The following is a 21033-nucleotide window of genomic DNA, read 5'->3' on the forward strand; positions in this document are numbered from 1 at the left end:
CTGATTTGAAAGATAGTAAAATTTGAAAGTTATTTACTATGAAATCTTCAAATAATTTAAATTTCTTAGATAGAATAAGAAAAGATCTTAAAGTTTTTGTTGAGCGGGGAATAATAACCAATATCCAAGAAGATTCTATTCTTGAATATTATGGTGTAACTAAAGATATTCTCGATAAAGGCAATAGTTACTCTAGACTTATAATAATTCTAAGTACATTGGGTGCAGTCTTAGTTGGTTTAGGGGTTGTGTTACTTATTGCAGCTAACTGGAACTCTATTCCTCCCATCGTAAAAATTACCATGAGTGTTATTAGTGTAATAACGGCAAATGTTATTGGGTACTGGCTTAGGTATAAAACTATTTATAAACGTATAGGGGCATCTATATTTTTTCTTGCAGCATTTCTATTCAGTGGTAGTGTCTTTTTAATTGGCCAAATGTATCATATAAGATCTGATAATTTCGATATATTATTGTGGATACTTTTGGGAGTTTTACCAGTTGCATATATAATTTATTCTAAAGCTTTATTTAGGTTAAGTATGGGAATAATAATATTCTGGCCTGGATGGAAACTCGCAACTTTATTTACAGAGGATGCCTCTCAATTTATTTTTTCATTCTATGTTTTATATGGTGTTTTAATATATCTTATTGGTTTCTTACATTCCAAAACTGCCAATTTTAACATATTTACAAATACTTTAATTTTCATTGGGAGTTCTGTATCATTAGCAGTTTCTTATATTTTAACAATGGATGGGATTTGGAATGAATGGGAAACGGATATTAACTACTTCCCCAATATAATTCCCATCATACTTTTAACAACTATAGTTCTACTTATTCAATTAAGTAAATATTATTTAAGAAATTTTGAATTTTCACCTAAACTTTTAATTCTCGAATCCTTTGTACTTTCGTATCTCATATTATTATCCTGGTTTTTATTCTTTACACCTAAAATTACTGATAAATATCTTCTATTTTTTATCATGGTTGTTTTCAATATTATATTTTTAGGATTAAGTTTATTGATTACTTACGTTGGTATTAGGCTTAAAAGGTATTCGTTGGTCAACTTAGGCCTTTTTGCAGCCATTTTATTTATTTTTACAAAATATTTTGACCTCTTTATAGGAATGATTGATACTGGATTGTTTTTTGCAATTACAGGTATTTTATTACTACTGGGAGGAGTGTCTTTTGAACGTATTAGACGACGTTTATTAGATAGATTTCATTTGGATGAGGGCTAACTATGTCTAGAACAAAAAAAATATATTTGTCCCTGATTGTTGCTCTTCAGGTTATATCTATCATTGTATTTGTAGTAATTCAAGAAATTAGATTTTCAGAATCTAAGATAATAACACTACAAACTCAGCCAGTAGATCCTAGAGATATATTTCGAGGCGATTATGTCATTTTAGATTATGAAATTTCACATTTGAATGAAAATCCAACAAAACGTAATAGTTCTGACAAAACCACTTGCTGTTATTATGAATTTTGGGAAGAAACTGATAAAGATGTATATGTGTTTTTGAAGCCAGCCGGTGATATATGGCACGCATTTGGAATTTCATCCTCATATGATGGAGGGGATTTAATTACAGATAATAATTCTAATATTTCTGAATTTATTCGAATCAAAGGAAAACTTTCAACAGTCGATGATATCGAACGCCTTGATACAGAAGAAAGATTCCGTGAACTTAATATCACTTATGGTATTGAAAATTATTTTGTTCAGGTTGATACAGGAAAAATAATTGAAACAGCAGATGACGTGAAAGTAAATGTAAAGGTGAATAAGCATGGTGGTTCTCAGATAGAATCGTTACTTGTTGATGGTATAAAGTGGCCTTAATTAAATTATTTACTCTGTATTCGCTAATTCAAAAACAATTTGGTTAAATGATTTTGATAACCTAGCTATTTTTTTTACATCTACCGATACAGGCCATCTGTCTTTTTGAAGATGGAACAAAGCATTAGTCCCTTGGAGAACAACAACGTTTGCACCTAAATTCGCAACAAATGCAGATTCTCTTCCGAGTATTACTCCTAAATCAATTGCAATAGCATCATTTATATTTTCTTTTATTAATGCATTACTTGTAATTTGTCTTAATTGTGTGTTTGAGGAACAGAATCTTGTACCAGGCATAACTGCAGCACCAATATTTGCGCCAAAATGAACCCAATTTGATACTTTTTTGATGAAATCAGGTCTTTTATCTAAGAAGGATTGAATACCATAAGCACCTAATTCATGCGCACTAGTAGCGACAAAAATAACATTTCTAGAAACTTTTTTTGAAATGATATATTGCATCACTTCAAGCCAGCAGGCTATACCACCACCACGTTCAGATGCACAATTCCACCATCCACTTCGAGGAGTCATAACTACTATTGGATTTAGATCATTATTGCTTCCCTTAATTTCAGTAATAATATTATATGATTCCGATTGTTCAAAATCTGCATGTACCATTATATGTACATTTTTATGTGATGAAATTGCACGTGTAATTTCTTCTTTATATTCACCTGAGATTTGTAATACTGGAACACCATAGTGTTGGCCAAACTCAGGTGTGTTAATAGCCATTAATCCAGGTGTTTCTCCAACAGTCAAAACAATTACTGCTTTATATTCTCCAGATTGTCTTGCATAGAGTAAATTTTCAGAGTAGTTAATATTTCCATGATTCATTTCAAAAACTGGTATATCAACATTATCACCATATAATCCAATAGTTCCTTTAATACCATTTTCATCTGTATATAGGCAATCAAACATTGGTAAACCTTCAATTATAGAATCATTGATTTTTATATGTGAGGTAATTGGGTTTACTCGATTTAGGGAGAATGACTCTTTCATTGCTGAAAGGCCTATCGACCTGATTTTGTCTATTAACCAATTTGCAGAGAGATGATCTGTAACCGTTCCTGTTCGGTGATATCCCTGAGAATCATACTCTTGTATGATTGTAGAAATACGTTGAGATTGCATAATTTAGCAACAATTTTTTTCAATATTATTATTTGACGTAATGTTTACTGGATCTGGGCAACATTCTAATTCTAGATTACCAGATGTGTTTGTATTTAATATGAGATTGATTGTTTTGTCATTTTTGACAACACCGGTATCTGGTGAATAGGATGCTACTGGGACAGCGTCAGGATAAAAACCTTCAGGGTATGTAGGACATACGGCTGTATATCCTTTTGTTCGTTGAAGTACTTGGCCTTCAAATGACCTAGAGATCATAAACTCCAATGCATCTTCAACACTTTCAAATGGCTTTGAACATTTTGTATAATTCCATTCACTCATAATTTACTCCTAAATTATATTTGTGATACTACCATACATTCATATTAATATAAATAAAATCACATAGATAAACACTTTTAATAATATTCTATGGGCATTTTTATGTTTAAATTAATGGACCGGGGGACGGGACTCGAACCCGCAACATTCACCTTGGAAGGGTGACGCACTACCAATTGTGCTACCCCCGGATTGGAGTTATACATTACCATATAATGCTATTTTTTTCCAAATTTCAATTTAATCTATTTATTCAAAGTAATTCTGTTATTCAATATTCAATTTAAATGCGTTATCATATACCCGATATTCAGATAGAGAGGTGATTATGGCTATTATTAATAGTGTGTTGGGGCCACTGGATACAGCAAACTTAGGCTTTACATTATCCCACGAGCATATCCTAACAACATCAGCTGGTATACAACAGGTGTTTCCAGAATTAATTCAGAGAGATCGTTTAGTTGAAAGGGCAGTTGAAACCTTTACTAAAATTAAATCTGAAGGAGTGGATACAATCGTTGATGTCAGTACTCTTGATCTAGGACGAGATATAAGGTTAATTGAAGAAGTATCTAAAAGATCTGGTGTAAATGTAATTTGCGCAACAGGAACTTGGCGTGATATACCTCGAGTTTTTTGGACAGCATCCCCAGATACAATTGCAGATTTATATATCCGTGAAATTGAAGTTGGTATTGAAGGTACTGGTATTAAACCAGGAATTATAAAAGTTGCTAATGATATGGGCGGCGTAACCCCTGAAGGCGAAATAATACTAAGAGCTGCTTCACGAGCAAGTAAGGCTACAAAGACTCCCATATCTACCCATACATGGGCTCCTGAACGTGTAGGAGAACAACAAATTTCCATATTTGAAGACGAAGGTGTAGATCCAAATACTGTTTATGTTGGACATAGCAATGATTCAACTGATATTAATTATCTTCGAGGATTACTATCCAAAGGTGTCTGGTTAGGATTAGATCGATTACCAGGTGGACATCATCCAGGAACTCCTGAATGGGAACAACGAGCTGTTATTACTAAAGAGCTTATTGATGAAGGTTTTGATAATCGAATTATGTTGGGACATGATTGGTCAGTTGATTCGTTCGTTAATTCTGAAGAAATGAGAGTAATGAGGCACGAAAGAAATCCAGATGGCTATTTATTTATTAAAAACAAATTCTTACCGAGACTAAAAGAATTAGGTGTTTCTGATCAATCAATCAACCAAATGATGATTGAAAATCCTAAAACTTTTTTTTCAATAAATCATTAGACAGGGGGAGTGATGGAGGAATTAATTAAAGGTCTCAGAGTGTTAGATTCTACTACTATGGTAGCTATGCCAACTGCAACTCACATTCTAGCTGATATGGGTGCTGAAGTTATCAAAATAGAAAACCATACTGCTCCACGTTCAGAAGGCGGTGGCATTTTCCCCGATAATAAACCTGGGAATAATTTTTGGAATAGAGATGGATTATTTCATGCCTTACAAAGAAGTAAGTTGGATATTACTCTAAATTTAAGAACTGAAGAAGGCCAAGATGCTTTTAAAGATCTAGCATCATTAAGTGATGTTATTATTGAAAATAATCGTGCAGGAAGTATGGAGAGACTTGGGTTAGATTATGAAGAAATCAAAAAAATAAAACCTGACATAATCTATATATCAAATACTGGATTTGGTTATACTGGCCCTTGGAGACAATACGCAGGTATTGGTCGAATGTTCGAACTTACCTGTGGCTTAAGCCAATTCACTGGATACACTGACGAAGGACCTAGAAGAGTTGGTGCTGCTTTTTACGATGTTCCTGTGGGCTGGACAGCAGTATTTGCTATCATGTCAGCATTACTCCATAGGCAACAAACTGGACAAGGTCAATGGATTGATTTTGCTATGTATCAAATTGGTGTATCGACAATTGGCGACAAACTTCTTGATTTTGTTGCGAATAAACGAAACGGTCAAGTTATGGGAAATGCTCATGAATACTATGCACCCCATAATGTATATCCTTCAAAAGGTGAAGATCGATGGATTGCTATAGGTACTGAAAATGATTCCCAATGGCATGCTCTTTGTGAAGTTATGGGAAACCCTGATTGGTGTTTGCTTGATGAATATTCTGATTCATTTTCAAGACTCAAAAATAGAGAATCTCTCGATTCTTTAATTTCTGACTGGACTTCATCTTATGACAATAATGAATTAACGGATACATTACAATCTAAAGGTATTCCTGCAGGTCCTGTTATGAATAGTAAAGATTTATTATTAGATCAGCACTTGAAAGATAGGGGTTTTTATGAAGTGATAACCCATAATTCTTCAGATAATATTGGGAAACAAATCTATTCTGGTCGTGGTTGGCAAATGTCAAATGCACAAGTAAAAATTCGTCGCCCAGGACCTGGCTTAGGCGAACATAATGAACAAGTATTATCGGATCTTCTGGGGTATGATTCAGATACAATCGATGACTTTTACGACTTAGGAATAATTGCTGACGAACCGATAAATCAACGATCTTCTGCAAATCCTCCATCATTAGAAAAACTAAAAGAAGATGGCACTATTACAGATTTTGATACAGATTATAAAATAAACTTGGGATTGGGATAGCAATGAGTGAGAAGGCATTAGGAAATATAAGAGTTCTTGATATGAGTGACGATATAAGTGGGGCATATTGCACAAAATATCTTGCAGATTATGGTGCAGATGTTATAAAAATAGAAAAACCCAACAAAGGTAACTTAACTCGTCATATTGGTCCATTTTTTCATGACGATCCTGATAAAGAAAAAAGTTTGCTATATTTTTATCTTAATTGCAATAAACGCAGTATAACTTTAGATATTAACCAAAGCTCTGGTAAAAAGATATTAATTGAATTATTAAGTAATGTAGACGTGTTGGTAGAAAATTTTCAACCAGGATATTTAGAAAAAATAGAGCTTAGTTATGAAGAGTTAAAACATAAATTTCCTAAATTAATTATTATGTCCCTTACACCATTTGGACAATATGGACCACGTAGTGATTTCAAAGGTAATGATTTGATCTACTATGCAATGAGTGGAATAATGCATATAAGTGGAGCATATGGGAAGCCTCCATTAAAGCATGGCCATCCACAGAGCTATTATATGGCCGGAATGACAGCTGCTTACACTATAACTTCTGCATTGTTTTCAAGGTCTATGAGTAATACAGGGCAACACATTGATGTTTCATTGCAAGAAGTTGTAGCTTCTCATCATTACAATGGACCAACGAGATATTCCTACACGGGCGGTATAGAAGCTCGTGCGACAAAGGTAGAAGGTAGTTCTTTTAAAGGAATTAAATTTGAAGGAATTGTTAAAGCTAAAGATGGCTATATAGGGGCATCTTCTCAACAAGGACGACAACGTCCACTATTTAGTACCTATGCTGAAATGCTAGATATCCCTGAATTGAGTGACAAAAAATTTTCTAGCGCTACAGATCGAATTGAAAACGCAGATGAGTTAGACGAAATACTTTTACCGAAATTAGAGGAATGGAATAAATATGATTATTTCGATAAAACTATGAGTGAAGGCTGGGTTACCGGAGTAGTTCAAACTCCTGAAGATTTACTAAAGTGTCCGCAATTAGCAGATAGAGGATATTTTATAGAGGTCGAGCACGCTAAAATTGGAAAAATCAATATTCCTGGAGAAACTTTTAGGCTTCCTAATTGCCCATGGCAGTTTACTCGACCTGCACCATTATTGGGAGAACACAATACTGAAATATATTGTGAAGAATTAGAATATTCTAAGAATGATGTGATTATGCTTAAACAAGGAGGCATAATTTAGGATGATACTTAGTAACTATTTGTTATAATAGATGAGATCAAATTCCAAATAAGTTTGATACAAAATGATGCAATGGAGGTTATGAATTATGATTGCACCTGGAGCTTTAGAAGACATTAAGGTACTTGATATTAGTCAAGGAATAGCAGGGCCATTTGCAGCCAAAATTCTTGGTGATTTTGGTGCAGATGTGATAAAAGTTGAACCGTTAACAGGAGATTATGGTAGAACTATGGCTCCTTTTCATAAAGATGACCCAGATATAGAAAAAAGCTTATTTTTTCTACTCTTAAACTTAAATAAAAGAGGTATTACCTTAAATCTGGAAACATCTACTGGGCAAAAAATATTTAAAGAACTTGTAGCTGAATGCGATGTGGTTGTTGAATCTTTTGAACCAGGATATCTTGATTCACTTGGGTTAGGATACACTGAATTAGAAAAGATAAATCCTAAGATTGTTTTAACTTCTATTACATGGTTTGGACAAACCGGGCCATATAGTAAATATAAAGGCGAAGAAATTGTTGCATATGCAATGAGTGGAATTATGAGTATTAGTGGCACTGCTGATCGTGAACCCTTGAAGCATGGTGGGTTTCAGTCTCAGTATGAATCGGGTATTAATGGCGCTTTATCAACAGCTTTTACTTTGCTCATGAGGGATTTTACAAATGAAGGACAACATGTTGATGTTTCTATACAAGAAGTAGTCAATTCGACTCTTGTTGTAAATCAACCTTTTTATAGCTGGACTGGTGCTGTACAAGGTAGAAGAAGGTCAGAAGGCGCTGGTTTTGGTAACGTTATGCCTTGTGCTGATGGATACTTTATCAGTCAGCCAGGTGGCGGTGCTACATGGGACGATATTGTTGATTTTTATGGCAATGAAGTTCTCAGAGAAGAAAAATTTGCAAATGCTGAATTGCGTGTTCAAAACGGTGTTGAATTTGACGAAGTTCTTACTGAAGCTACAAAAGATCGTAAAATGCACGAAATGTTTAAGACAGCCTCAGAAGATTACAGAATGTTATTTGGAATAGTCCAAACGCCTGAAGATTTAGCAAACTGCCCTCAATTAGAAGCTAGAAACTTTTATGAAGAAGTCGATCATCCTGTTATTGGCAAGATCAAGGTACCATTCAGATTGTTTAATATGAGTGAAACTCCAAGTCAATATAGAATTCCTTCACCAACCCTGGGACAACATAATGTTGAGGTTTACACTGAGACTTTAAATTATTCTAAAGAAGACTTAGTTAAATTACGAGAGTTAGAAATTATCTAATTTACTGGAGTATGTGATGACTAAATCACCCTTTGAAAATTTGAGAATTATTGATTCAACTTATGTCTTTGCTATGCCCTACGCAGGAGGAATATTAGGAGATATGGGGGCAGAAGTTATTAAAATAGAAGGACCAGGCCACCTTGACATTGTGAGAGGCGGACAATTTTCTGGTGGATTTCCTGATAATAATCCTGGAGAGGACTACTGGAATCGATCCGCTAGTTTTAATTTATTGAACAGGAATAAAAAATCACTCACCTTAGATTTGAGTAAAGAGGAATGCCGTGAATACCTTAAAGAGTTAATTTCTATAAGTGATGTAATGATGGAAAATTATACTCCAAGGGTAATGAAACGATGGGGGTTAGATTACGAAAATATAAAAAAAATTAAACCTGATTTAATTTTGATTTCAAATACAGGATATGGTCATGGAGAAGGCCCTTTTTCTGCTTATCCTGCCCAAGCCACCACACAAGAGGCTACACATGGCCATTGTTACATAACTGGCTACAATAATGATATACCTTCCAAGGCAGGAGCTTCTTATGTGGATTTTCTTGCATGTTGGTCAGGTTTATTTGCAGTAGCTTCAGCCTTAAGATATAGAAATAAAACTGGCAAAGGTCAGTGGATTGATATTGGGATGTACCAACTTGGAGTTATGGGTACAGCCGAATATATTATGGACTGGCAATCTAATCAAAACAAATCAGGACGATTCGGGAATAGACATCCATGGAGAACACCTCAAGGCACATACCCTTGTAATGGAATAGATCAATGGGTTGTATTATCAATAGGCGAAGATTCTCAATGGGCACAGCTTTGTGAAATTATGGGAAAGCCAGAACTTGCTTCTGATGAAAAATTTGCAACCTTATTGAATAGAAGACGATATCATGACGAAATAGATCAAATTATTTCAGAATGGACAAAGACTAAAAACAAATATGAAATTATGGAATTACTACAAAACCAAAATATTCCATGCGGTCCGGTATTCGATTCTGCTGATTGTAATTTAAATCCACATTATCAAGAACGTGGTTTTATTGAACGTGTAGAATATCCAGAATTTAGAAATATTGGAACGAGAAAAATAATGGGACGCCCATGGAAGGGTAGTAAACTAGATGCTCGCGTTAGAGCCCCAATTGAACCCTTGGGGTCAAGTAACAGCCGTATTTTGCAAGAATTAATAGGTATGAGCGATAAGGATTATAAAGATTTTATTTCAAAAGGATTTATTGCCGAAAAACCTGCTGAAATACGAGAAGTACCTACTTCGTCATTAGAAGAACAAGTACAATCAGGCAGACTCGCATATTTTGATGCAGATTATAAAAGTAAATTAGGAATATAACGGAGACTATAACTATGAAAGCGCCACTTGAAGGAATACGAGTAATTGAATCTACATATGTATTTGCATTTCCATATGCAGCAGGTATTTTATCTGATTTAGGTGCTGAAGTTATTAAAATTGAAGGACCTGGGAGGCCAGATACAACTCGTAATGGAGCATTTGCTGGAGCATATCCTGATAATATTGTGGGTGATGATTCATGGAATAGAACTGCTTCTTATAATCAAATAAACCGTGGGAAAAAATCACTGACTCTTGACTTGAGTAAAGATGAAGGTAGAGAAATATTAGTCGATATGCTTAAACAGTCAGATATATTTATGGAAAATTTTACACCACGCGTGATGAAAAGGTGGGGTCTTGATTATCCAAACCTCAAAAAGATTAAACCAGATATTATTATGGTTTCTAATACAGGATATGGTCATGGTGAAGGCCCTTGGTCATCTTATCCTGCCCAGGCCACTACTCAGGAAGCAACACACGGACATTGCCATATCACAGGCTACGATAATGATATACCTTCTAAAGCAGGCCAATCCTTTATTGATTTCTTATCGTGTTGGTCTGGCTTAATGGGTATTGCTAATGCTTTACGACATAGAAATAAAACTGGAGAAGGTCAATGGGTTGATGTAGGTATGTATCAGTTAGGAGCCTATTTAACGTCTGAATATATACTTGATTGGATGTCTAACTCCTTTAAAGGAGAAAGAATTGGTAATCGACATAGATGGCGTTCTATTCAAGGGGTTTATCGATGTGCTGGTGCTGATGAATGGATTTCAATTTCCATTGGTTCAGATACAGAATGGGAAAACCTTTGTAAAGCTTTGAATGCTAAAGAATTACAAGAGAATCCAAAATATCAAACTGAATTAGGCCGAAGAGAACATTATAAAGAAATTGATCAAATTATTAATAAATATACGCAATCTTATGATAAGCATACCCTTACAACTGATTTGCAAAATTTAGGCATTCCTGCTGGTTCAGTTTATGATGCGAGTGATTCGAATACAAATCCTCATTATTGGGAACGTGGATTTTTAGAGACAATTCAATTCCCTGAAGAGAGAAAAATGGGCAAGCGTGTATTAATGGGCCGACCTTGGAAAGCTAATAAATCTGATCTTAAAATACATCGACCTGCTCCACCTTTTGGAGACTCTAACCATGATTTTATTGTCGATTTACTCGGACATACTGAACAAAAATACAATAATCTCGTTGAAACTAATATTACAACCACAGTGCCTGTAAACTTACGTCCTACACCCACAATGAGTCTTGAAGAATTAGTTGCTGCAGGACGTTTGAAATCCTTTGACCCTGATTTCAAAAAGAAACTAGATATTTTATAAATAAAATAGCAAGGATTAACATCTATGAAGTTACCTTTGGAAGGTGTGCGAGTTTTAGATTCAACTTACGTTGTTGCAATGCCTTATACTTGTGGTATTTTGGCTGATTTAGGTGCAGATGTTATTAAAATTGAAGGACCTGCACATTTAGATGGTACTCGTGGTTTGGCACTTCCTGAAGGCCCAGATCAAGATAGCTCAGGGGATTATTGGAATAAAAAGGCAGGATTTACCACAATGAATCGCGGGAAAAGATCGCTTACATTGGATATGGGCAGACAAGAAGGTCGTGATTTATTTATTGAAATGCTTAAAGTAAGTGATGTTGTAGTTGAGAATTTTACTCCGAGGGTAATGAAAAAATGGAATCTTACCTACGATGATATAAAAAAAATCAAACCTGATATTATTATGGTTTCTAATACTGGTTATGGGCATAGTGATGGACCATATGCATCTTATCCCGGGCAAGCTACAACGATGGAAGCCACTCATGGAACAGCCTCAGTCACTGGTTACCCAGGTGAGCTACCAGACAAAGCTGGCCGGTCATATGTAGATTTTTTAGCATCCTGGCACGCTTTGTTTGCAATCGCTTCAGCATTACGATATAGAAATCGTACAGGGAAAGGCCAATGGGTTGATATAGGCATGTACCAACTGGGCGTTTCTTTTATTAGTGAGTATTTAATGGACTGGATTTCTAATACACGTTTACCATCACGTATTGGCAATCGACACCCACAATATGCCCCGCAAGGTTGTTATCCAACTAATGAAGATGATAGATGGATAACAATTTCAGCAATTAATCAAAAACAATGGGAAAATCTATGTGACTTTATGAACCGTAAAGATTTATTAGATGACCCCAGATTTCTTAATAACGAGCTACGAATAACAAATCATGATGAAATTGATAAAATCATATCTGAATTTACAAAAAACTTTGAAAGATTTGAATTAACTGAACACCTTCAAAAATTAGAAATCCCTTCTGGCCCCGTATTAGATGTTCGCGACTCTTCCATTTCAAAACATCATTGGGATAGAGGTTTTCTTGAACGAGTAGATGGTCCTAAAGAAAGGGGTATTGGCCCACGAGTTTTGATCGCTAGACCATGGCACTTAAACAAATCAAATATTAAAATCAAAGGTTATGGTCCTGCATTAGGAGACGGAAATGATGATATACTTAATAACTTACTAGCTAAAAGTAAATCCTTTATACAAACTATGCATGATATGGATATAGTTAATGAAATTCCTACCAGAATACGACAAGGTCAAATATCTACTGGTCGAGAAGGAGGTACTCAAACATTAGGAAACGGTTGGTTTGATAAAGAATACAAGAAAAATTTAGGAATTGAGTAAATAAAATGAAATTACCTTTAGAAGGAGTTAGAATCCTAGACTCTACATATGTTGTAGCTATGCCATATGGTGGTGGGGTAATGACTGATCTTGGTGCTGAAGTGATTAAAATTGAAGGCCCATCCCATGTCGATATTTCTAGGAGATTAACTGCGCCACAAGGTCCTGATGGAGAAAATGGTGGAGACTATTGGAACAAAGCTGCTGGCTTTAATAATATGAACAGGGGTAAAAGATCTTTAACATTGGATATGTCTCGACAAGAAGGTCGAGACTTGTTTATAGAATTAATAAAAATTTCAGACATCATAATGGAAAATTTCACCCCACGTGTTATGAAACGCTGGAATCTTACATATGCAGACATAAAGAAAATCAAACCAGATATTATTATGCTATCAAATACAGGATATGGCCATAGTGAAGGACCATATGCATCATATCCGGGACAAGCTACTACAATGGAAGCAACTCATGGTACAGCATCAGTTACTGGGTATCTCAATGATATTCCATCTAAAGCAGGAATGTCTTACGTTGACTTTTTAGCATCCTGGAGTGGCCTATTTTCAGTTGCATCAGCGTTAAGATATAGAAATCGAACTGGGAAAGGGCAATGGATTGATATAGGTATGTATCAATTAGGATGTTATTTTCTTGGTGAATATATATTAGACTGGGTAGATAATAAACGACTACCATCTCGTATTGGCAATCGACATCCACAATATGCCCCACAAGGTTGTTATCCTACAAACAAAGAGCAAGATCAATGGATAGTAATTTCTGCTTTAACTCAACAACATTGGGAATCTTTGTGTATAGCTATGGAAAAACCAGACTTAAAATCAAATCCCAAATTTGTCGATAATTCAGCACGTCTGAAAAATCATGATGAAATTGACGAAATAATTGCGAATTTTACAAAAAATTATGAACGATTTGAATTGATGGAATTATTACAAGAATTGGGTATACCATCAGGCCCTGTTTTTGATTCAAAAGACTATTTTACTAATACACATTATCATCAACGTGGATTCATCGAGAAAGTGACTGCTCCACCAGAAAGAAACCTAGGTACTCGAGCCCTTATTTCACGTCCATGGAATCTAAATAAATCTCATATAAAAATTAAAGGTTTCGCTCCTGCATTTGGAGAAGCTAATAAATATGTTTTAAACGAACTTATGGGGAAAGATAATAGATTAATTGAAAACTTAATTGAACAAGATATTATTAATGAAATTCCCACAGCATATCGGAATAAGGCTATAGATTATTCAGCTGCTTCTATACCAACCACAGGTGGTGTGAAATATATTGACCCAGATTATCAAAAAAATTTAGGCATAGAATAACTTAGTTCAGTTGCAAAATACTCATAAATCAGATACGATTCGTACCTAGTGAATTATTTTCAAGGGCCCGTAGCTCAGTGGTAGAGCGGTCGACTCATAATCGATTGGTCGTAGGTTCGATCCCTTCCGGGCCCATTTTATTTCCAGAATAGCTTTCGATCTACTTACCTGCTAGAATTGTCTATATACGTATAGATCAAAGAAATAAAGTAAATGATTCGATTCCATAATATACACATTAATCAATTCATAATACAAAGTCCTTTTTCTATCCACTATCCTTTATGTCAAAAAGAGTTAGTTTTCCATGAAAAAATATAACCTCTCTTTATCTGCAATAAGTTGGATATCATTTGATGCAGGGAGTACAGTATTTTATTCTGGTATTACAGGTTATTTCTTTCCCATATGGTTAGTAAGTATAAAAGGGGCAAATGATTCGGATTTTGCATTAACTATCACCATAGCAACAGCTATTACATTATTAGCAGGACCAACCTTAGGTAAAATAATGGATATTTATTTTACAAAAAGATATTTTGTGTTTGGATTCACACTCATTACTTGTCTGTTCATACTTTGCTATGGTCTTTTTTCTAATATATTCGTGATACTTTTATTATTTGCATGCTCTTTAGTGTTTTTAAATTTTGCTGAAATTGCCTATAACTCAATGTTGATTGATGTATCTACACCACAAAATAGGGGGCTTATTGGTGGGTTAGGTATAGGTGTAGGATATGCTGGATCTTTTTTTGTCGTAATTATAGGTTTATTTATCAACTCTCAATATGGAACATATGAATTGGCATTTCTTATAATCTCACTAATTTTGGCTCTTTTTGCAATTCAATTGCTATTCTTTACTTCTACAAATTCAAGTTTAATTCTATCAACTTCTAATAAACTAAAAAGTGTTATAACAAATCCGATTCAATATTTATTCGAGGCAAAATATACTCGAATCAGAAAATTCCTTCTTGTTAAATTCTGGTATATGTCGGCTATAAATGCAGGTATAACTTTTATTTCATTATTTGCAGTAGAAACTGTGGGCATCCCTCCAAATAAAATACCGTGGTTTTTATTTGTTGGAATAATTTTTTCAATACCAGGTGCACTATTTTGGGGGCTTTTTACAGATAAATATGGAGCACGTCATTGTCTTATTCTTGTAATCAGTTGCTGGATTCTTGGATTTCTAGGAATTGTTCTTATCCCATTATTTAACCTAGATCAAAACATTTGGTGGATTGTAATATCTTTTACAGGACTATTATTAGGTGGTGTTTGGGTTGCTGATCGTCCAATACTTATTCAATATTCAGATGATAATGATATCAATGAATCATTTGGTTTATATAATGTAGCTGGTAGGGCAGCCTATCTATTTGGTTCATTTCTATGGTGGGTTTTTACTGCATTTACACCATATGGGCAGATTGGGGCACTTTCTTCTTTAGTTATTTGTTTATGTATTGCCCTAATACTATTAGTCCCTTTTAGAATGCTCTCTGACGCTAATTAACTAACTTTATCGACCTCGAGCCATTTGAGCTACTGTTCCTAGTAAGGTGATAAATATACCAAAGATAGCAATCACGGTAGGGTCTAGAAGCTGGTTTACATCGTTGAGGCCCATGTTTTGAGCCCATTCAGGTACTTCATCCACATTGAATAGGAAACCTCTACTACTACCTTCTTCTTCATAATAAAAGGAAGAACTGTTATTAGAGGTAGTGTTATTAGAAGAATTATTAAAACCTGAGTTGTTTTGTGAAGATTGTTGATTCGTGCCAATGTTCCCATTATATTCAACTTCAACACCTCTATTTATCAATTCTTCTATCTTATAAGATTGGGATATTGGATTGTCATTTATGTCCAAAAATCGAAGGTTTATTAAATCATCAGTAAAATCTAGTCCAGAAATACAAGAATTTGAGATATATAACTCGACGATTCTTAATCCTCTGAGATTGTCCCAAGGGTTATAGGTACTTTGACATAATTGATTGTTAGATAAATCCAGAACCATTAGTGATCTTAAATTACCTAACGGTTCAATATTAGTAATTCTATTGTCGGCAATTTGAAGTTCTTCAAGATTCCTAAGTGTTTCTATACCATTAAGATTAATTATATTTTGGAAGTTTGCCTCTAGAAAAGTTATTTTTTCTAATGCATCTCTGTCAATTGAGAGGTCTTGAGGGTTACTACAAAAGCTTAATCCTTGAGTCTTCATTTGATTTATGATAGAAGTCCATAAAGAATTGTCTTGAAAGCGTGTAAAACCACTTACACTATCACAATAATCACCTGTGTTTTGTTGGTTTTGGCTTGATGACGGTTGAGTTCGACTAGCATTGACTAAAGATCGAGGATCTCCTCCCCATAAAATATCAGCTAATTGTTGTTGTGAAACATTTGGTAAATTTGCGATATTAATATCATATTTATCTTGTAAGACTTTATTTAAAGGAAAGGTGTTAACATCAGTTTGTACTCCATTACGTTGTAGGAGTGTTAGAGGGTTTTCTTGAGGAGGATATCTAGGATCTTGGTCTGGAACAACAAGCATATTGTCTCTCATATCCAGGGTTCTTAAATTTGTAAGACTTAATAACAAGTCGATATCGCTTATTTCGTTATTATTCAATCGCAGTGCTATTAAGTTTGTGGCGTATTCTATTCCTTCTAAGGAAGTTATTCCTTTATTTGAAAGATCAACTTTTGTTAATTCCAATACAGAAGTAAGGGTTAGTGATGTGTCATCACAATCGTTTCCAGAGGCGCTGTAAGCTATCCCTTGGTTGTTAAATTCGTCTATAAGTGCTTCCACAAGCCTCTCGTCATAAAATATTACTCTTGGCTCCCCTCTGCACTGGTATCCAGTGTCCACCATAGGAGATGAATATTGATTCGTGTTAGATGTGTTTGGCATTCCCATGCCTCCACTCATCATTCCACCCATCATGTTGCCCATCATACTGCCCATATTCATATTATTACTAATACTTACTGACTGAACGTTTCCTGAAACCCATCCACCCATCCATGGCCATTCAGCATAAGTGATGTCGTTGTATAAACGTGTTTCACCATTAATATTTGTACCAGGAGGTGAAGGCTGCAAAACCCAATCGCCATAATACACAAAAATGTAGCAACGGCCATCGCGAATTGTTTGTTCTGCTATACAGTTATTTTTGACCCAATATGGGAAACCCATGAACATGCCTTCCATAACATAGGTCCCTGTGTAATTTTTTGATACCTCTGGTCTTTCAGGATCATTATGTATGACATCTAATGCCATAGGCATAGTCATATCATTCATCATTCCACCCATCATGTTGCCCATCATACTACCCATATCGCCCATATTACCCATATTGCCCATGGATCCCATATTGCCCATGGAGCCCATATCTCCCATATTGCCCATAGAGTTGCCCATATTGTTACCAGATTGGCTTGCAGCATCGTGTTCAGCATATATAGTCGAAGCGGATAAAGAGTATAACAACATCGTTAGAGTCGTTAAAGTAATTATGAATAAAATACTTTTTAATTTAGAATTAATACCTAAGCTTATTTGTTTCAAACCTATTACCTGTCCTTTGATATTAGTGATATATTCCTAAATCAAGTTGTCAACTCCAACAATATAGCAATAATCATATCATCTAGTAAAGTAGTAAAGGCTTTTATCAGACCAAGAAAGTTATATATTGAGTATAAGGGGGTATAAGTTTTATCTGCCTCGAACCATCTGTGCTACAGTTCCAAGAAGTGTGAGAAATATACCGAAGATTGCAATTACAGTAGGGTCAAGTAATGTGTTAAAGTCATTAAGACCTATGTTCTGCGCCCATTCTGGTACTTCATCTACATTAAATAAGAAACCTCGTGTATTTTGTTCATCTTGAATAAAAAATTCATTATTGTTTCTGGTATTAATATTATTATTATTGCTGTTGTTGAACGACGATCCATCAGATTGGATAGTTATACGGACACTCTGAACATTGCCTCCCCATACTCCATTCCAAGGATCCATACCATTCAATACGTCATTAGCTAACCATGTATTACCATCAACTGCTGCGCCAGGTGGGAAAGGCTGTAAAACCCATTCACGCTCTGAAACTTTGAATATATAACAAGTTCCTTTTCCACCAGCGTTACAGTTATCTTTCATATAAACTGGCGCACTAGAATATTCATATGGTTCAATATTGTAAATTCCGCTATAAGCAGAATTATTATTATGGATTAATTCTATTTGTTGTACATCGCTTCCTTCACCAGGGTTAAGGTATCTATAATCAGATGTATCAACAATTACATTTGAACTCATATTTTGGTTACTTGAGCCACTTTGGTCAATACCTTCAAAATTTACGCCCATGTTATCTAGATGACGATATATATCATCATCTATACCATCAGGTACATTTGAATTCGTTAAATTGACAGTCGCATTAGGCTGATAATTTAAATTAAGTAACGCGGAATAATCATCTACGTACCTCATATCGCTGAGATTGAGATATGCTATTGCGCCCATTGCACTTAAAGGCCACAAATCATTTACATCACTATCAGCAATTGAAAGCCCAGCTAAATTTGGAAGATTATATAGGAAATTGATATCTGTTATACATTGATCCTTTTGCTGATAGCCAATATCTAAAAAGCGGAGATTATAATTACCTCTTAATGAGTCAAACGGATTAAATCCTTCTTGACATATAACATTATCGGCAAGAAAAAGGTCTCTTAAGTTATATAGGTTCTCAATTCCTTGTAAAGTAACTAAGTTGTTGTCATTTAATTTTAATACTTCGAGATTATTTAGTGCCATCATATTGAATATCGGTGATGCATCAAAAATTTCACTTTCTCCAAGTTCGAGTACCTTAAGATTATATAAAGCGTCCAAAGGCCAGAATTCTGCAATCTGGTTCCCACTGAGATTTAAAGTACTTAGGTTTGATGCTGCTTCTAATCCGTCGAGATACCTAATCCCTTTATAAGAAGCATCAAGTTCTGTTAATTGTTCTAGGGGTAAACGAGTTATTTTTGTGCTATTATAATCACTACAATACTCTATACCAGCTTCCTGCAAAGCTTCAATTAAAGTACCAAATAGTCCTCTGTCAGCAAATTCAACCCATTCTCCAGGATTATCGCATGTTCCATCAACATTAGAACTATACCCTGAATTAGATGTATTAGTACTAGTTGTTTGTGGACGTTGATTATCATAATTGACTTTTACCCCTCTCTCAATGAGAGATTGAATAGGGTTATCAAATTCAGATTCATCTATCATATTATTATTAAGACTTACAGATGAATCTTTCCCCAAGCCTTCAATTCCTAATAGGGGGGTAATATCAGTAATATTATTATTGTTGAGATTTAAGAATTTCAAATTAAGAAAACCGTGTTCTGCTGAGAATAAATCGTTTACATTCTCATCATTTAATCCTAGTCCTCCGATTTGCAAAGTAAGTATTCTTTCTGTTGTAAATTTTGCCCAATCAATATTTTGCGCGTTTATAGGATTATTCCCGATACCAATACAACATAATTGTTTTATTAAATTCCCCTCAGAAGGCAATAATGGACCGATGTCGGAAATATTATTCCCATCTAGAAATAGTCCCGATAGATTTGGCAAACTAGCAGGTGTTAAAGAAGATATATCAGAAATTTGGTTATTATATAACGTTAACGTTCGCAAACTCTTTAATTGGGCTAACCGTTGGATATTTACAAGATTATTCCCCGACAAATTTAGTTGTTCTAGTTTTTGTAGATTTCCAATACCTTCAAGATCGTATATTCCACCAGCACGTAATTTTAATTTAGTCAGGTTGGTAAAATGTTTTATATCCCTGATATGACCAAATTGAACATTTTCCAGATCAATATCTGTGATTTTAGATACATCTTCTCTTAATACATATCCTGTATCCTTACCAATCATTTCTCGTATTTTTGATTCAAATTCAAGATTTTCAAAAATTACGGCATTAGCAGGTGGAGTAGGAGTAGGAGTAGGTGGAACTGGCGTCGGAGTAGGAGTAGGCATACCAAAAGCTGGAGCCTCGACATTCATACCTCTTGCTCGTAAATTAGATACCATATCTACAGATTCTTGGCTTAGTGGGTTCCCATTTAAAACAATCTCGATATCAGGAATTAAATTTCCATTTTGTACAAGGGGTGTTATATCTATAATTCTATTATTATCTAAGAATATACCTTCCAGATACTGAAGTTTTCTTAATGGCTCTATATTTGTTATTCGGTTGTTGTCTAACCGGATTTCTTCTAAGAAGGTCATGGATTCTAGAAATGAAATATCAGTCAAGTTAGAATCATAAAATTGAAGATTTTTTAAATATTGTAGACTTCTTAGGGAGTCTAGGTTTGTAATGTTATTACGGGAAATGTTTAAATGTTCTAAATACTGCAAATTAGCTAAAGGAGTTATATCGGTAATTTTATTATCATTTATATATAAATATTGCAAAAAAGGAGCATTGGATAGAGGAGTTATATCTGTTAGGTTATTACCAGCTATACTAAGGTTATTTAAATTTGGCATATTAGTGACAAAAGATATATCTCTGATATTGTTGTATCCAAGGCCAATATATTCTAGTTTAGTTAAGTTTGCTAATGGAGTTGCGTCAATAATTCTATTTGAATCAAAACTCACATTACGTAAATTTGAAGACTGAACATTCTTTAATGAAGATAAATCCGATATATTATTACTAGAAAAATATGCATTCCTTAACGGGATGATTGCTGTCAGTGGGCTAATATCGGTAATCCTATTACTGTAAGCATTAATATAGCTTAAACTAGGTAATCCCACTAATGGAGAGATATCACTAACTAAGTTATTCCCTATCTCTAAATCACGTAATCGTGGCAGATTTTTTAATGGGGATAGATCTGTAATTCTATTATCACGAACATATACCCTTGTTAGATTTGTTACATTTTCTAACCCTGCCAAACTA

General features: G+C 34.6%; 15 protein-coding genes and 2 tRNA genes. 12 read left to right on the plus strand and 5 right to left on the minus strand.

Annotated elements, in window-relative coordinates; translation table 11 throughout:
- Positions 1–38: 38 nt before the first annotated feature.
- Together FI695_07180 and FI695_07185 are read left to right on the plus strand one after the other, a co-directional pair.
- Complete coding sequence (locus tag FI695_07180) at positions 39–1262, plus strand: DUF2157 domain-containing protein (protein MQG51739.1); 1224 nt, start codon at positions 39–41, stop codon at positions 1260–1262.
- A 2-nt stretch (positions 1263–1264) separates the two neighbouring features.
- Entirely contained in the window at positions 1265–1876 is a 612-nt protein-coding gene (locus FI695_07185; protein MQG51740.1) for a GDYXXLXY domain-containing protein, read from the plus strand.
- A 9-nt stretch (positions 1877–1885) separates the two neighbouring features.
- Here FI695_07185 and FI695_07190 read toward each other — a convergent pair whose 3' ends face one another.
- From FI695_07190 to FI695_07200, 3 genes are all read right to left on the minus strand, one after another.
- Positions 1886–3031 (minus strand): hypothetical protein, encoded by a 1146-nt coding sequence (locus tag FI695_07190; GenBank protein ID MQG51741.1) that lies wholly within the window; start codon positions 3029–3031, stop codon positions 1886–1888.
- A gap of 3 nt (positions 3032–3034) precedes the next feature.
- The gene (locus FI695_07195) at positions 3035–3358 is read right to left on the minus strand and encodes a hypothetical protein (GenBank protein ID MQG51742.1); all 324 of its coding nucleotides are present in this window, start codon (positions 3356–3358) and stop codon (positions 3035–3037) included.
- A gap of 115 nt (positions 3359–3473) precedes the next feature.
- Positions 3474–3549, minus strand: a tRNA-Gly gene (locus FI695_07200).
- Positions 3550–3686: 137 nt separating this feature from the next.
- Here FI695_07200 and FI695_07205 point away from each other — a divergent pair.
- From FI695_07205 to FI695_07250, 10 genes are all read left to right on the plus strand, one after another.
- Positions 3687–4643, plus strand: coding sequence for a hypothetical protein (locus FI695_07205; protein ID MQG51743.1), 957 nt, complete (start codon positions 3687–3689; stop codon positions 4641–4643).
- Between the two features lie 12 nt (positions 4644–4655).
- A complete protein-coding gene (locus FI695_07210; protein MQG51744.1) occupies positions 4656–5996 on the plus strand; it encodes a CoA transferase in 1341 nt (446 codons plus the stop codon).
- 2 nt (positions 5997–5998) lie between these two features.
- Complete coding sequence (locus FI695_07215; GenBank protein MQG51745.1) at positions 5999–7222, plus strand: CoA transferase; 1224 nt, start codon at positions 5999–6001, stop codon at positions 7220–7222.
- Between the two features lie 88 nt (positions 7223–7310).
- Entirely contained in the window at positions 7311–8510 is a 1200-nt protein-coding gene (locus FI695_07220; protein ID MQG51746.1) for a CoA transferase, read from the plus strand.
- A gap of 16 nt (positions 8511–8526) precedes the next feature.
- Entirely contained in the window at positions 8527–9879 is a 1353-nt protein-coding gene (locus tag FI695_07225; protein ID MQG51747.1) for a CoA transferase, read from the plus strand.
- A gap of 14 nt (positions 9880–9893) precedes the next feature.
- Positions 9894–11246, plus strand: coding sequence for a CoA transferase (locus FI695_07230; GenBank protein MQG51748.1), 1353 nt, complete (start codon positions 9894–9896; stop codon positions 11244–11246).
- A 24-nt stretch (positions 11247–11270) separates the two neighbouring features.
- Entirely contained in the window at positions 11271–12623 is a 1353-nt protein-coding gene (locus tag FI695_07235; protein ID MQG51749.1) for a CoA transferase, read from the plus strand.
- A 5-nt stretch (positions 12624–12628) separates the two neighbouring features.
- Positions 12629–13984 carry a CoA transferase gene (locus FI695_07240; protein ID MQG51750.1) on the plus strand — a complete coding sequence of 452 codons (1356 nt, stop codon included), beginning with the start codon at positions 12629–12631 and terminating at the stop codon, positions 13982–13984.
- A 63-nt stretch (positions 13985–14047) separates the two neighbouring features.
- Positions 14048–14119: transfer RNA gene (locus FI695_07245), tRNA-Met, on the plus strand.
- Between the two features lie 172 nt (positions 14120–14291).
- Positions 14292–15512 carry an MFS transporter gene (locus FI695_07250; protein MQG51751.1) on the plus strand — a complete coding sequence of 407 codons (1221 nt, stop codon included), beginning with the start codon at positions 14292–14294 and terminating at the stop codon, positions 15510–15512.
- 6 nt (positions 15513–15518) lie between these two features.
- On the opposite strand, the gene FI695_07255 is transcribed toward FI695_07250, so the two are convergent.
- Together FI695_07255 and FI695_07260 are read right to left on the minus strand one after the other, a co-directional pair.
- Positions 15519–17591 (minus strand): leucine-rich repeat domain-containing protein, encoded by a 2073-nt coding sequence (locus FI695_07255; protein ID MQG51752.1) that lies wholly within the window; start codon positions 17589–17591, stop codon positions 15519–15521.
- A gap of 150 nt (positions 17592–17741) precedes the next feature.
- Positions 17742–21033: hypothetical protein (locus tag FI695_07260; GenBank protein MQG51753.1), on the minus strand; the 3292-nt coding region annotated here is incomplete at its 5' end.

Source organism: SAR202 cluster bacterium, from assembly GCA_009392515.1.
In the GTDB taxonomy this organism is placed as follows: domain Bacteria; phylum Chloroflexota; class Dehalococcoidia; order Lucifugimonadales; family UBA6952; genus UBA6952.